Origin of the sequence: Novosphingobium fluoreni, from assembly GCF_014196615.1 — a bacterium.
Lineage (GTDB): Bacteria > Pseudomonadota > Alphaproteobacteria > Sphingomonadales > Sphingomonadaceae > Novosphingobium > Novosphingobium fluoreni.
On sequence record NZ_JACIDY010000007.1, the window covers coordinates 90,795 to 104,805 of the forward strand.

At 62.7% G+C, this 14,011-nt stretch carries 13 protein-coding genes; 4 read left to right on the forward strand and 9 right to left on the reverse strand.

From position 1 onward, the window contains the following. Positions 1–163: 163 nt before the first annotated feature. Entirely contained in the window at positions 164–955 is a 792-nt protein-coding gene (gene mazG, locus GGR39_RS13615) for a nucleoside triphosphate pyrophosphohydrolase (protein ID WP_183617856.1), read from the forward strand. On the opposite strand, the gene hflX is transcribed toward mazG, so the two are convergent. The 7 genes from hflX to dusB form a co-directional block, all read right to left on the reverse strand. Further along, positions 932–2,266 (reverse strand): GTPase HflX, encoded by a 1,335-nt coding sequence (hflX, locus tag GGR39_RS13620; protein WP_183617640.1) that lies wholly within the window; start codon positions 2,264–2,266, stop codon positions 932–934. The two genes, mazG and hflX, sit on opposite strands and share 24 nt — an antisense overlap. Before the next feature lie 45 nt (positions 2,267–2,311). Continuing rightward, positions 2,312–2,875 (reverse strand): RNA chaperone Hfq, encoded by a 564-nt coding sequence (hfq, locus tag GGR39_RS13625; protein ID WP_183617642.1) that lies wholly within the window; start codon positions 2,873–2,875, stop codon positions 2,312–2,314. Positions 2,876–3,004: 129 nt separating this feature from the next. Continuing rightward, on the reverse strand, positions 3,005–4,399 hold the full coding sequence (ntrX, locus tag GGR39_RS13630) for a nitrogen assimilation response regulator NtrX (protein WP_183617644.1): 1,395 nt from the start codon (positions 4,397–4,399) through the stop codon (positions 3,005–3,007). A 23-nt stretch (positions 4,400–4,422) separates the two neighbouring features. Further along, on the reverse strand, positions 4,423–6,609 hold the full coding sequence (locus GGR39_RS13635; protein ID WP_058737657.1) for a sensor histidine kinase: 2,187 nt from the start codon (positions 6,607–6,609) through the stop codon (positions 4,423–4,425). Between the two features lie 111 nt (positions 6,610–6,720). Further along, positions 6,721–8,139 (reverse strand): sigma-54-dependent transcriptional regulator, encoded by a 1,419-nt coding sequence (locus GGR39_RS13640; protein ID WP_183617646.1) that lies wholly within the window; start codon positions 8,137–8,139, stop codon positions 6,721–6,723. Beyond that, the gene (locus GGR39_RS13645; RefSeq protein WP_183617648.1) at positions 8,136–9,263 is read right to left on the reverse strand and encodes a two-component system sensor histidine kinase NtrB; all 1,128 of its coding nucleotides are present in this window, start codon (positions 9,261–9,263) and stop codon (positions 8,136–8,138) included. The genes GGR39_RS13640 and GGR39_RS13645 overlap by 4 nt, the downstream gene beginning before the upstream one ends. Positions 9,264–9,285: 22 nt before the next feature. Next, a complete protein-coding gene (dusB, locus tag GGR39_RS13650) occupies positions 9,286–10,302 on the reverse strand; it encodes a tRNA dihydrouridine synthase DusB (RefSeq protein WP_183617650.1) in 1,017 nt (338 codons plus the stop codon). A gap of 77 nt (positions 10,303–10,379) precedes the next feature. On the opposite strand from dusB, the gene GGR39_RS13655 reads away from it, so the two are divergent. From GGR39_RS13655 to GGR39_RS13665, 3 genes are read left to right on the forward strand one after another with little or no spacing between them, the layout of a single operon-like run. Further along, the gene (locus GGR39_RS13655) at positions 10,380–11,528 is read left to right on the forward strand and encodes a bifunctional 2-C-methyl-D-erythritol 4-phosphate cytidylyltransferase/2-C-methyl-D-erythritol 2,4-cyclodiphosphate synthase (protein ID WP_183617652.1); all 1,149 of its coding nucleotides are present in this window, start codon (positions 10,380–10,382) and stop codon (positions 11,526–11,528) included. Between the two features lie 11 nt (positions 11,529–11,539). Then, positions 11,540–12,067, forward strand: coding sequence for a hypothetical protein (locus tag GGR39_RS13660; RefSeq protein ID WP_183617654.1), 528 nt, complete (start codon positions 11,540–11,542; stop codon positions 12,065–12,067). Positions 12,068–12,072: 5 nt separating this feature from the next. Further along, complete coding sequence (locus tag GGR39_RS13665; RefSeq protein WP_183617656.1) at positions 12,073–12,576, forward strand: CinA family protein; 504 nt, start codon at positions 12,073–12,075, stop codon at positions 12,574–12,576. Here GGR39_RS13665 and GGR39_RS13670 read toward each other — a convergent pair. Further along, positions 12,537–12,995 (reverse strand): type II toxin-antitoxin system RatA family toxin, encoded by a 459-nt coding sequence (locus GGR39_RS13670; RefSeq protein WP_183617658.1) that lies wholly within the window; start codon positions 12,993–12,995, stop codon positions 12,537–12,539. The two genes, GGR39_RS13665 and GGR39_RS13670, sit on opposite strands and share 40 nt — an antisense overlap. After that, positions 12,995–13,951 (reverse strand): lipoyl synthase, encoded by a 957-nt coding sequence (gene lipA / locus GGR39_RS13675; RefSeq protein WP_183617660.1) that lies wholly within the window; start codon positions 13,949–13,951, stop codon positions 12,995–12,997. The genes GGR39_RS13670 and lipA overlap by 1 nt, the downstream gene beginning before the upstream one ends. Positions 13,952–14,011: the final 60 nt, after the last annotated feature.

Sequence of the window (14,011 nt, forward strand, 5' to 3'; positions counted from 1 at the left end):
TGGCGGCAAATGCCGAGAGGCAACGTGATTCGGTTGGCCTTGATCTGGGTGGCGCTAATCGTGGGCGTCACGGCGATTGTCAGCGTTTTAGGTATAAGGGTGGCGCCGTAAACATGTGCCTGCCACGATCACCATTTTACATAATACAGATTATCGAACCGCGATGAGAGAAGTCGCGGCAACCCCCTTAGATCGTCTGATCGCCATCATGGCGCGATTGCGTGATCCGGTTTCAGGCTGTGAATGGGATCGCGAGCAGACCTTCGCTACCATTGCGCCTTACACGATCGAGGAAGCCTATGAAGTCGCCGACGCGATCCAACGGAGCGACATGTCGGACCTTCGCGAGGAGCTTGGTGATCTCTTGCTTCAGGTCTTATTCCACTCTCGCATGGCCGAGGAAGCCGGCGCATTCGGCTTCATGGATGTCGCGGCGGCGAGCAGCGCGAAATTAGAGGCCCGTCATCCGCATATCTTCGGTACCGACAAACAGGCTGTCACTCAAACCCAGCGGTGGGAAGCCATCAAGGAAGCGGAGCGATCCGCCAAAGGCGCGTCCAGCGCGCTTGATGGTGTAGCCGCAGCCCTGCCGGCGTTGATGCGCGCCGAAAAACTGCAAAAACGCGCAGCGCGGGTCGGTTTTGATTGGCCCGATAGCACCGGGCCGCGTGCCAAGGTTCTTGAGGAAATGGATGAACTGGCGCGCGCTGAAACCGCAGAGGAGAGGCTCTTGGAGGCAGGCGATCTGCTGTTCGCCGCCGTGAATGTGCTGCGCAAGGAAGGCATCGCGCCAGAAGACGCGTTGCGAGCGGCCAATGCCAAGTTCGAACGCCGCTTTCGGATGATGGAACAGCAAGCGGCTGCCTCGGGCAGCGAATTTCGTGATCTTGGTCTGGATGATCAGGAGGCGCTGTGGTTGCACGCCAAGACGCTAGAGCGCGGAGAAACGCCCTAGCTCGCGGTCGCTCAGCCGCACTTGCAGGCGAACGACGGGGGTTTCATCGCCCTCGTCTATCGTCTCGGACACCACATGTCCGCGCGCATGCAGGAAGGCCAGGCGTTCGCCGTCCTCGGCCGGAACGGCGAAACTGTAGAGCTTGGCTCCAGCCATCAGCTTTTCGCCCACTGTCGCCAGCAGCGTTTCGCAGCCTTCACCGGTCAGGGCCGAGAGCGGCACGACGTCGCGATTACCCTTTTCAGAGATTAAGCCTGACAGTTCTGCGGCATGATCGGGATCGAGCAGGTCCCATTTGTTCCAGATTTCCAGGATGGGGATGCCGCCCTCGCCACCCTTTTCCGGCTCGCCACCGTCCTCGGAAATCACGCCAAGGTCAGTGAGGATTTCCAGCACCTGCCGCTTCTGCGCCTCGGTTTCAGAATTAGCGATATCGCGAACATGCAGGATGATATCGGCGGCAGTCACCTCTTCCAAGGTGGCGCGGAATGCGGCGACCAATTGTGTCGGCAAGTCGGAGATGAAGCCGACCGTGTCGGACAAAATGGCCTTTTCCACGCCCGGCAACCGGATCGCCCGCATTGTGGGATCGAGCGTCGCGAACAACAGATCCTCGGCCATGACGTCCGCCCCGGTGAGGTGGTTGAACAAGGTCGACTTGCCGGCATTGGTATAGCCGACCAGCGCGACTACTGGCCAAGGTGCTTTCTCTCGACGATCGCGATGCAGTCCACGTGTGCGGCGCACTTGCTCTAGCTCGCGGCGGATGCGAGCCATGCGATCGCGGATCAGACGGCGATCGGCTTCGATCTGCGTTTCACCCGGGCCACCCAGGAAGCCGAAACCGCCACGTTGCCGCTCAAGGTGGGTCCAACTGCGAACAAGCCGTCCCGCCTGATAATCGAGGTGAGCGAGTTCGACTTGAAGGCGGCCTTCCGCCGTTGCCGCGCGTTCCCCGAAGATCTCAAGGATCAACCCGGTCCGGTCGATCACCTTGCGCTTGAGCTTTTCCTCAAGGTTGCGCTGCTGGATCGCGGACAGCGAGCCATCGACCACCACCAGTTCGGCCTCCGACTGCTCGCAGGCGATGGCGATGTTCTGGATCTGCCCTTCGCCAAACAGGGTTGCCGCCCTGGGCTCGCGGATCGGGATAGTGAAGGCATCGGCGATCTCCAGGCCGATGGCGAGCGCCAGGCCCTTACCCTCTTCAAGGCGCGCATCCGCATCCTGATCCCGGTTGGTCCGCATTTGCGGATATACGACAACGGCCCGCGCCCCGCGCGTGACCTCTCCCTGCAGTTCGTCGTTCAAAACAGTCCTGTCATTCCCGACTGACCGGGATCGCGCGTGCGATCCTCAGTCGTCGTCTTGTTCTTCTTCGTGTGACTGCAGATCGACGGGCGTGATCGGCTGAATCGTCGAGACTGCGTGCTTGTATGCAAGCTGCACGTAGCCTTCGCGTTCCAGCAGCATGCAGAAAAGATCGTAAGCAGCGATCCGACCCTGCAGCATCACGCCATTGACGAGGAACATCGTGACCTGAACACCAGCGCTACGCACGCTGGACAAGAACACGTCCTGCAGCAGGCGAACCTTCTTGGAGTTTTCAGACCCGAGCCCAAACTGGCGCGCATCGATCGGCGTGCTGGGCATGATGGTCGAGATTGCGTGCTTGTAGACCAATTGCGATTGCCCGTCGCGGCGCAGCAGGATCGAGAAGTTGTCAAACCACGTGACGATGCCCTGCAGCTTCACGCCCTTCACCAGAAACATGGTGACGGGTGTCTTGTTCTTGCGCAGCAGGTTAAGAAACTGATCCTGAAGGTTTTGCCCCTTGCCAGCAGATGCCGAAACGGTCTCCGTTTCCGGTGCTTCGGGCGTTTCCGCCTTGGGACGAGCCGTGAGAGTACGCCCGCTCATAACTCACTCCTGTTGTTGGCGGCCGGTGTTACCGGCCGCAATCTGGCCAGCAGCTAGGCTAACCGTAATCTATGCATAATAGTATTTTGCTGCAGCGCAGTAAAGTCGCGAAACGTATGGTTCGCGTTGTTAACCCTCTTCGCCGTCAACCTCTCCCTCGCGGCGTTCTGACATCCCCAGGAGCTTGAGCTTGCGATGAAGGGCTGAGCGCTCCATCCCGATGAACGAGGCGGTTTTCGAGATATTGCCTGAAAAGCGACGGATCTGGACGCGCAGATATTCGCGCTCGAAGCTCTCGCGGGCTTCGCGCAATGGGGCGCTCATCATCACCGAGACACCGGCATCGCCGCCGCCGCGGCTGTTGAAAATTTCCGGCGGGAGCATATCCGCTTCGATGCGGCCAAGCCGATCGCGCGGCGTCATGATCGCGGTCCGCTCAACCACATTGCGCAATTGACGCACGTTGCCCGGCCATTCGTAAGCCTGCAGCGCCGCCATGGCATCCGCCCCAACTTCGGGCGCCTCGACGCCCTGCTCGCTGGCAAAACGTGTGAAGAAATGGTCCACCAAAGGCGGAATATCCTCGCGGCGGTCTCGCAAGGCGGGCACGGTGACGGGCACGACGTTCAGCCGATAGAACAGATCCTCGCGGAAGCGACGCTCGGCAATTTCCTTTTCCAGATCGCGCAAGGTGGAGGAGACGACCCGCACGTCGACTCGGATCTGCCGAGTCCCGCCCACGCGAACGAAGGCCTGGTCTGTCAGCACCCGAAGAATGCGCGCCTGCGTCGAGAGCGGCATGTCGGCAATCTCGTCGAAGTAGAGGGTGCCGCCATCGGCCGCTTCCAGCAGGCCGGGGCGCAACAAGCTGCCTTCCACTTCCTCGCCAAACAATTCCTGCTCGAAACGCTCGGGCGTAATCCGCGCCGAATTGACGGAGATGAACGCCTGCCCTGCCCGTCCGCTCCAGGAGTGAAGAAGGCGGGCGGCCACTTCCTTGCCGACGCCCGCCGGCCCGGTGATGAGCAGGCGGCTGCCGGTATTGGCAACCCGCTTAAGCGTCGCGCGTACCTGGTTGATCGCGCTGCTATTCCCCGTGAACTCCTCTGCGTTCGAGAAATCGTGCCGCAGCTGCGCATTTTCGCGGCGCAAACGCTCGGTCTCGGTCGCGCGGGAAACGAGATGGATCAGCTTCTCGGCTTCGAACGGCTTTTCGATGAAGTCGACCGCACCGCGACTGATGGCGGCGACGGCGGTGTCGATGTTGCCGTGTCCGGAGAAGATGATCACGGGCAGCTCGGGCTCGCGCGCCTTGATCGCGTCTAGCACTTCGAGCCCATCCATCGCGCTGCCATGCAGCCAGACGTCGAGCAGCACCAACGAGGGGCGGCGCACATCCAATTCTGCCAGCGCGCTCTGACTGTCACCGGCGGTGCGGCACTCATACCCTTCGTCGCTGAGGACGCCCGCCACGAGTTCACGGATGTCGCGCTCGTCATCTACGATGAGGATTTCGATAGGCATCGCTTGGGTTTATCCTGCTGGTATTACTCAGCCGCTTCAGAATTGCGGCCGTTGGCGAGCGGATCTACGGCGAACCGCATCGCCACTGTGGTCCCGCCACCTTGCGCGGCGGTGAACGTCATTTCGCCCCCGTGCTCTTCGACGATCTTGTTCACGATCGCCAGGCCCAGGCCCGTCCCCTTTTCACGCGTGGTGACGTAAGGCTCGATGATACGATCGCGGTCTTGCGGAAGGCCGATACCATTGTCGGTGATCGCCACGCGCACGGCACTTTCGAGGCCTTCGATGCAGACCTTGATGTGGCCGCGATATGGAACATCGCTTTCCGCTGCCGCTGTTTCCTTGACCTTGGCTTCGACCGCCTCGACCGCGTTCTTCAGGACGTTCGTCATCGCCTGACCGAATTGGTGGCGATCGCAACCGATGATCGGGATATCGCCCTTAGCCTCAAACTCGAAGGTGATGTCCGGGCGGGCGACCTCCTGCAGGAACAGCGCCTGGCGTGTGAGCGCCATCGGGTCTTCCGCGCGGAAAATCGGCTTGGGTAACCGCGCGAAGGAAGAGAATTCGTCCACCATCTTCCGCAGATCGCCGACCTGTCGAATGATCGTGCGAGTCAGGTCCTCGAACAGCTCGGGATCCTGCGTGATCTGTTTGCGATAGCGTCGGCTCAGGCGCTCCGTCGCCAGCTGGATCGGAGTGAGCGGATTCTTGATTTCATGCGCGATGCGGCGGGCGACATCGGACCAGGCAGCCTGGCGCTGATCGAGCAGCTGGCGGGTAATGTCCTCGAACGTGATGACGCGGCCCGTGGCGTCGCGGGCGATCTTCACCGCCAGCGTCAGGAGTTCGCCGTTCTTATTGTACTGAACGATGCCGCTAGGCTTTCCGCTATCGATCAGGCTGGCCAGAGGAGGTGCGAGTTCCGCCAGCGGCAAGCCCAGCGGACCCGGCACCGATCTATCGAGCAACAGCGATTGCGCCGTGCTGTTCATCAGCTGCACCGTGCCGTTCGCATCCACCGAGATGATGCCGGATGTGACCGATTCCAGCACCGCTTCGATAAACGCGCGACGTTCTTGCAGCTGCGTGTTCGCGCCAACCAAAGCCTGCGTCTGCTTTTCGATCTGCGCCGTCATGCGATTGAAGGCGCGGTTGAGCAGACCCATTTCGTCGGCGCCGGTACGCCCCTCGACGCGCATCGCAAAATTGCCGCTGCCCACTCGTCTGGCGGCGTCGACCAGTTCGTAAAGCGGCTTCACCTGCCGATCCGCAAACCGCAGCGCCAGATAGACAGACAGCCCGACCAGCGCGAGCGCGGCGATGAACAGCGCGACGTTGAAGCGTAACTGGTAAAGCCGTGCCCGGCTGGTCAGCGCTTCATAGCCGCGCACGATGTTCTCGGCGCGCTGCCCCTGGCTGAAGGCCAACAAGTCCGAGCTTCGTGAGGTGTAGAGATAGATCGACGCGGCGCGGTCGATAGGGGTCAGTGCCGCGATCCGGTTGGCGTTGGCTTCCACCACGAACGGATCACCGCCATCCACGCGGCGGACCATGTCGCGCGTCACGTCGGCCGCATCGTTGCCGCCGGTGGGATCGACAATCGCCGCGGTGCGCAATTGGCCATCAGGGCCTTTCTGCAGAATGGCCGACTTGTCGAGCTTGCGGTTTCTGACCTGGAAATAGAGGAATTCCGGAAACTCGGGCGAAGCGATGGTCTGCTGGCTCATATAGCCTCGCAGATCGCTCGCCATGGCGAGGGATTCCTGGCTGACGTCACGCTGGGCCTGCTCGTAGTAGCCGCGTGCCAGCTTATTGGCATTTTCCAGCAGCCCGCGTGAGCTGTCGGAGAACCAGAACTCCACGCCTGACTGGAAGAGGTAAGACGCAAAGATCACCACCAGCAACGTCGGCACGGCAGCGATCACCGAGAAGATGAACACCAGTCGCACGTGCATCCGCCCGCTGCCACCGATGGTCTGGGCAGCGCGGCGCAGCGCCATCCAGCGCCCCAGCAGCACCAGGATCGCGAGGGCAGGGACCAGGGTGCCGACCAACAGCGTCGCCGTCATGTTGGATGACAGGAACTCGCCATTGCTGGAATTCTGGTAGAGCGCGGCGAAAGTCACCGTCGTCATCACGATAAATGCAACGATCGCGGCGAATACCATGACGCCGAAGAAGTTGGCCCGGCGCGCAGACACCTGCATGCGCCGCCACCATCTTGGCCATGTTCGTCTTGGTTGCAGCGCGTCGCTCATCGTTGCGGCGCTACAACAGCAGTGTGACTTTATCGCAAGGAAAAATCTACGAATGACCGACTATGGCCTACGAACGAACTGTTCCGGGTCCAGCCCCAGTTCTCCGAGCCGCTTGCGCAAGGTATTGCGATTGATGCCCAGCGCCTGCGCGGCGCGAACCTGATTGCCGCCGGTTTCCTGCAGAACGAGGGCAAACAAGGGTTTCTCGAACGCCAGCAGCGCCGTTTCATGGATCGTACCAGCGGCGGGCCGCTCGCTCGTCAGCCAGCGCCGAACCGCTGTTTCCAGATCGAAGCTTTCGCCATCCTCGCCAGATGCGGGTCCATCGCCATCCTCGGGCAGCAAGGGGGCAACAGCATCGATATCGATCGCTTCCTCACGCGCCAGCAGCGCCAAGCGATAGATAAAATTCTTCAGTTCGCGCACGTTGCCCCGCCAGGGTTGCTGGCCCAGCAGAATGGCGGCGCGATCCGTCAGATAACGGCGGGGCAAGCCCTCCGTCGTCGCAAGATGCAGGAAATGCCGTGCCAGCGCCGGAACGTCGTCCGAACGTTCACGCAGCGGCGGCATCGCGATCGGCACGACATTAAGGCGGTAATACAAGTCCTCCCGGAACTGCCCGGCGGCGATCATCGGTTGCAGATCCTTGTTGGTGGCCGCGATGATCCGGGCATCCACCCTCACCTCGTCACGCCCCCCGACCCGGCGCACAGAGCCGGACTGCAGCGCTCGCAACAACCGCGTCTGCGCCTGCATCGGCATGTCGCCAATCTCGTCCAGGAACAGCGTACCACCGGCGGCCTGCTCGAACTTCCCGAGATGACGCGCAACAGCTCCCGTGAATGCGCCCTTCTCGTGCCCGAACAACTCGCTTTCGATCAGTTCAGCGGGAATCGCAGCGGTGTTGACCGCGATGAACGGTCCCGCCCGGCGATGCCCCAATTGATGGATCGCCTCCGCCACCAGTTCCTTGCCCGTGCCGGATTCGCCCAGGACCAGCACGGTCAGATCATTGCGTAGCACGCGCGTAATCATGCGATAGACCGACTGCATGGCCGCGCTGCGCCCGACAAGAGGCAGCCCGCTGCCGATGGGCTCTTCCCCGTCCAGAGGCGCGGCACTGGCCGAGCCCACCGCCTGGCGGACGGTGCGTGCCAGTTCGTCGATATCGAAGGGCTTGGGAAAATACTCGAACGCGCCAGTGTCCGTCGCCCGTACCGCCGTATCCAGCGTGTTCTGGGCCGAAAGGATGACGATCGGCATATCCCCATGACGATCATGCACATCGCCCAGACTGTCGATCCCATCGCCGTCAGGCAGCATCACGTCGGTCACCAGCGCGGCAAAGCGGCGCTCGGCCAGCAGCCGGTCACGCTGGGCGATCGTGTCGCAATGGGTGACCTCGAAGCCCTCCGCCTCCAGCGCCGCGGTGATGACCAGGGCGATCGAGGCGTCGTCTTCAACCAGCAATACCGTCATGCGTCAGTCTTGCTCCGGTTGCTTGCCCTAGTATGCGCTTCTGGTGCGATCGGCAGGTGTACGCGAAAATGCGTCCACCCTGTCGCCTCATCCCGCTCATGACCGATGCGGCCACTCATGTCGCGGACCAGCTTGCGCACCAGCGGCAGACCCAGTCCCTGCCCTGACTTCTTGGTGGTCACGAACGGTTCGAAGATGTGATCGCGCATCGCGAGCGGCACGCCCAGGCCATTGTCACTCACCCGCAGTTCGATGGGTAGCCTTACCGGCTGGCCGGAATCCGTCGTGTTAAGCTGCAAACCGCTGGCAAAGCGCGTACGGATAACGACGCGCGCATCGGGCATGTCTGAGCAGGCCTCGCGCGCATTGGCGAGCAGGTTGATCATAACTTGCACCAGTCCGTCCGGACTGCCCATCACGGACGGCAGCGAGGGATCGAACTCCTCCTCGATCCGCGCGCCTTTGCCCGAAGGATCGCCGGCCCTCAGCACATCGATAGCGCGCCGCGCAGCCTCATGCAGGTTGCACGGCTCCACGATCGGCGGCGTCTTGCGGCTGAGCCGCTGCATCCGATCGATCAGGGTGGCGATCCGATCGACCTCGCCGGTAATCAGATCGGTCAGCGCCCGATCGCGATCCTCGACTCGCCGGGCAAGAAGCTGCGCCGCACCGCGAATGCCGGCGAGCGGATTCTTGATCTCGTGCGCCATGATCTCCGGCCCACGCAGCGCCGCGGTGTCCGCGCCTCCGGAGTCCGCCCCGAAAGCGTCGGTCGGCGTGTTGTCGTGGATGGTCAGCAGCTGCCATCCGGGCCAATCGGCGACCGGGGCAACGGTGATATCGATCCGGCGCGTCCCCTTGTCCCTGATCGCGACGACGATCTCGCGCGCGGAAACCGGCGTCTCTTCGTCCTTGATGCGCTCTATCAGACGCTCATCCACAAATGTCAGGATCGCCTCAAGCCGCCGCCCGGAAAGCCGGCGCATGCTTTGACCCAGGAACTGCTCGGCAGCGGGGTTGGCCGCCGCGATCGTATGGCCCGGCTTCAGCAGTAGAACGGCGTGGGGCAGACTGGCCAGCTGGCGATGCGGCTCCGGCATCGCGGTACGCGGATTATGGCTCATGAGGCCGCTCGACCGGGTGCCGCTACGCAGCCTTACGCTCCCGCCAAGGTGCATAGAACTCCGCCAGCGTCTCCATCACTTCTTTCGGGTCGTCGATGAAATTCACGCGGTTGCGCATCTCGGCGGAGCCGGGCAGCCCTTTGGTGTACCATCCCAGATGCTTGCGAGCCATTCTCACACCCGTGTCCTGGCCGTAGAGCGACAACATCGCTGCGTAATGTTCGCAGATCAGATCGAACTGCGCCCCGGTCGATGGTGCCGCCATGTGTCCGCCCGTGCGCCACCAGTGCATGACCTGGCCGAGCACCCACGGCTTGCCGTAAGCGCCCCGCCCGATCATCACCCCGTCCGCGCCGGACTGTTCCAGCGCGGTCGCGGCGTCCGCGATCTCACAGATGTCTCCATTGACGAGGACCGGCAGCGTCACCGCTTCTTTTACGCGGCGCACGAATGCCCAATCGGCTTCGCCCTTGTACATCTGGTTGCGGGTGCGTCCGTGAACAGTGATCATCTTTGCGCCAAGGTCTTCGGCGATGCGGGCCAACTCCGGCGCGTTCAGGCTGTCATGGCACCAGCCCATGCGCATCTTCACGGTGACCGGTACGTCTACCGCCTTCACGCAGGCGTCGATCAAGGCGGCAGCGAGCTTCAGATCACGCATCAATGCAGACCCGGCATCGCCGTTCGTCACCTTGCGGACGGGGCAGCCCATGTTGATATCGACGATCGCCGCGCCGCGATCGGCGGAAAGCTTCGCCGCTTCCGCCATTTGCGCCGGCTCGCAACCTACCAGCTGCATCGACACGGGCTCTTCCGACAAGTCCCACGCCGCCTTCTGAACGGACTGGCGCGTCTCGCGGATCGCGGCGGGGCTGGCGATCATCTCGGTGACATTCAGGCCCGACCCGAACCGGCGCACCAGCTTGCGGAAAGGCAGATCGGTGACCCCGGTCATCGGTGCTAGAACGACCGGGCACGCGATCTCGATCGGCCCGACATGAATGGGCTTCAAAGCGGGCGGGGCGGGGAGATCGGTCATCGTCAAAGCACTGCCTAAAAAACAGGCAGCGCATAGTCCATTGCTTGGGCAGCGGCAAGGGATTACCGGGCCCAGCCATGTCATTGGACCATGAACTGCCCGCCGCGGCCGGGATCGTCGTTGCTGCCGGTCAAGGCCTTCGCGCCGGGCAGCCGCTGCCTAAGCAATTCGCGGTATGGCGGGGTAAGCCGGTCGTCCGGCACTCGGTCGAAGCGCTGCTATCCGCCGGGGTGAAACCGATCATCGTGGTCATCCCAGAGGACGCGGCCGACATGGCGGATGCGGCTTTGCAGGGTCTGGCCGACGTCCGCTGCATCGTGGGCGGGGCGAACCGGCAGGATTCGGTGCGTCGCGGGCTTGAGGCCTTGGCGACAGAGCCGCCGGAACACGTACTGATCCACGATGCGGCGCGCCCCGGCCTACCCCATTCGGTCATCGCCCGCCTTCGCACCGCGCTTGGCCACCAGCCTGGCGCAATTCCCGTCCTGCCGGTGGTGGACAGCCTGGCCCACGCAGACGGATCGGTGATGGGCGCTCCCGCTCCGCGCGAGGCCTTGCGGCGGGTGCAGACCCCGCAGGCCTTTCGGTTTTCTTATATCTTGCGGGCACATAGGGACTGGACCGGGGAGACAACCGCAGGTGACGACGCGCAAGTCGCCCAGGCCGCCGGTTTGACGATCGCCTTGGTCGAAGGAGATGAAACCTTGCAAAAACTCACGTTCGCCAGCGACTTTGCCGCCGATACCCCGCCGATCCGTATCGGCTCCGGATACGATGTGCATCGCTTGGAGGACGGGGAGGAGCTTTGGCTGTGCGGGGTAAAGATCGAACATCACCAGGGGCTTGCCGGCCATAGTGACGCCGACGTTGCCATTCATGCTTTGGTGGACGCGATGCTGGGCGCAATGGGCGATGGCGATATCGGCCAGCACTTTCCTCCCTCCGATGCACAATGGCGCGGAGCATCTTCCGACCGCTTTCTGGCTCACGCCGTCGGTATCGTCGCCAAGGGCGGCTATCGCCTGGGCAATGCCGATGTCACGATCATCTGCGAAGCGCCGAAGATCGGCCCCTACCGCGACACCATGCGTGATCGCCTGGCGGCGATACTGGGCGTTGACAAGAGCCTGGTGAGCGTCAAGGCAACGACGACCGAAAAGCTCGGATTCACTGGTCGGGGCGAAGGGATCGCGGCCCAGGCTGTGGTCAGCCTCGTTCGGAACTGAAAGGCCTAACCATGCGCAAAATCGCCACTTTCCTTGTCGGAACCCTGATTGCGCTGCCCGGCATCGCACATGCGGCCCAGCCCTGCCTCACTCCGGCAGAGGCATCGTCGCTGGCGGCCTATGCCCTCCCCGCCGCTATCACCGGCACCACGAAGCGCTGCGCGGCGACACTCGCCCCCACCGCCTATTTGCGCAAGAGCGGCGCCGAGCTGGCAACCCGCTACTCCGCGCGAAAGGCGCAGAACTGGCCGCAGGCCCGCGCCGCGTTCTTCAAGATCGGCGGCACCAAGCAGAACGAGAGCAGCGACTTGTTGAACCAGCTTCCCGATCCATCGCTGCAGCAGATGCTGGACGCGATCATCGAAGGCATGGTGGCGCAGGAAATCCCGGCCGCCAAGTGCGGTGAGATCGACCGTATAGTCGGCCTGCTCGCCCCCCTTCCGGCGCAGAACACCGCCAATCTGATCGCCGTCGTCATCGGTCTGGGCAGCAAAACGGGCAAAGCCGCGACTGACAAGTTCGCGATCTGCAAGAGCTGACCGGCGTGACCTCTGCCATTCTTTCGGACGAAGTGGTCGCGCTGGCCCGGCGCGTCATCACCGAGAATGCGGCGATAAAGCGCAAAGTGGCGGTAGCAGAAAGCTGCACCGGCGGTTTGGTGTGCGCCGCCTTGACCGAGATTGCCGGCTCGTCGGCAGTGCTGGACCGTGGCTTCGTGACGTATTCGAACGAGGCCAAGCAGCAATCGCTCGGGGTGTCGGAGGATATCCTGGAGGCGTTTGGCGCGGTCTCGCCCGCCACGGCCTGGGCGATGGCACAAGGCGCATTGCGCAACAGCGAGGCGGATGTCGCGGTGGCGATCAGCGGCATTGCCGGGCCCGACGGCGGCAGTCCGCTGAAGCCGGTCGGCACGGTCGTGTTCGCTTGTGCCTTGCGGGATCAGCCCAACGAAAGCGTCAATGCCGAGCAGCGGATGCTGGACGGCAAGGACCGCAGCGAGATCCGCCTTCAGGCGACGCTAGTCGCGCTCGAGCTGTTATTGCCGTAGAGTACTGCCGCCCGCTCTTCGAACGCGGACACCATCTTGCGGAACGCCCGGTCGAAATACTGGCCGGCGATCTTCTCGAACAGCGGATTGCGGAAGGCAAAGTCGACGCAAAAGTCGATCTCGCAACCGCCATCGACATTCCGGAAGGTCCAGGTGTTGTCCAGATCGCGCAAGGGCCCGTCGACGTAATTCACCCGAATCAGATCAGCCCGATGCTTCTCGACGCGTGAAGTGAATTTCTCCTTCAGCGCCTTGAAGCCCACCAACATGTCGGCCACCATTTCGGTATCACTGTCAGACCGGACGCGGGTGGCCAGGACCCAGGGCAGGAACTCAGGATAACGATCCACGTCAGCGACCAGATCGAACATCTGCTCGGCGGTATAAGGCATTGCGCGCGTTTCGCGAATTCCCGGCATCAGCGCGACGCTCCGCCCTGCGCCGCCTTGGCTAGCTGAGCTTCACGCGCCGCGCGCATCTCGGCAAAATCCTTGCCGGCGTGATAGCTGGATCGAGTCAGCGGCGATGATGCCACCTGCAGAAAGCCCTTGGCCCGCGCGATCGCGCCGTAAGCGGCAAATGCCTGCGGGGTCACGAACTCCATGACCTCGGTATGTTTGGGCGTCGGACGCAGGTACTGGCCCATCGTCAGGAAATCGATGTCGGCGCAGCGCATGTCGTCCATCACCTGATGAACCTCCAACCGCTGCTCGCCCAAACCCAGCATCACGCCCGACTTGGTGAAGATCGACGGGTCATGCCGCTTCACTTCTTCCAGCAGCCGCAGCGACGCATAATAGCGCGCGCCCGGTCGGATCGTTGGGTACAGCCGGGGCACGGTTTCCAGGTTATGATTGTAGACATCCGGCCGCGCCGTGACGATCGCCTCTACCGCGCGGCGCATCTTGCCCCGGAAGTCCGGCGTCAGGATCTCGATCGTCGTGTTCGGGGTGTTCGCCCGCAGCGCCTCGATCACCTTGACGAATTGTGAGGCTCCGCCGTCCGGCAGATCGTCGCGATCGACCGAGGTGATGACGATGTGCTCCAACCCCAGCTTCGCCGCGGCTTCCGCCACATGGGCTGGCTCATCTACGTCGACTCGGCCGGGCATCCCGGTCTTGACGTTGCAGAACGCGCAGGCCCGGGTGCAGGTATCACCCAGGATCATCACGGTGGCGTGCTTCTTCGTCCAGCATTCGCCGATATTCGGGCAAGCCGCTTCTTCACACACGGTGTTGAGCTTCAGGTCGCGCATCAACTTGCGCGTTTCAGCATAGCCTTGCGATGTCGGCGCCTTGACGCGAATCCAGTCCGGCTTCCGAGCGCGGGGCGGGTTTTCTGGAGCGATCGCGGGAGTTGAGGACAAGTCGTTCATGCCGCCCAGATAGTCACATGCATAAGGCCTTGCCAGTGCCAATCTCCCTAGCCAAGAAGA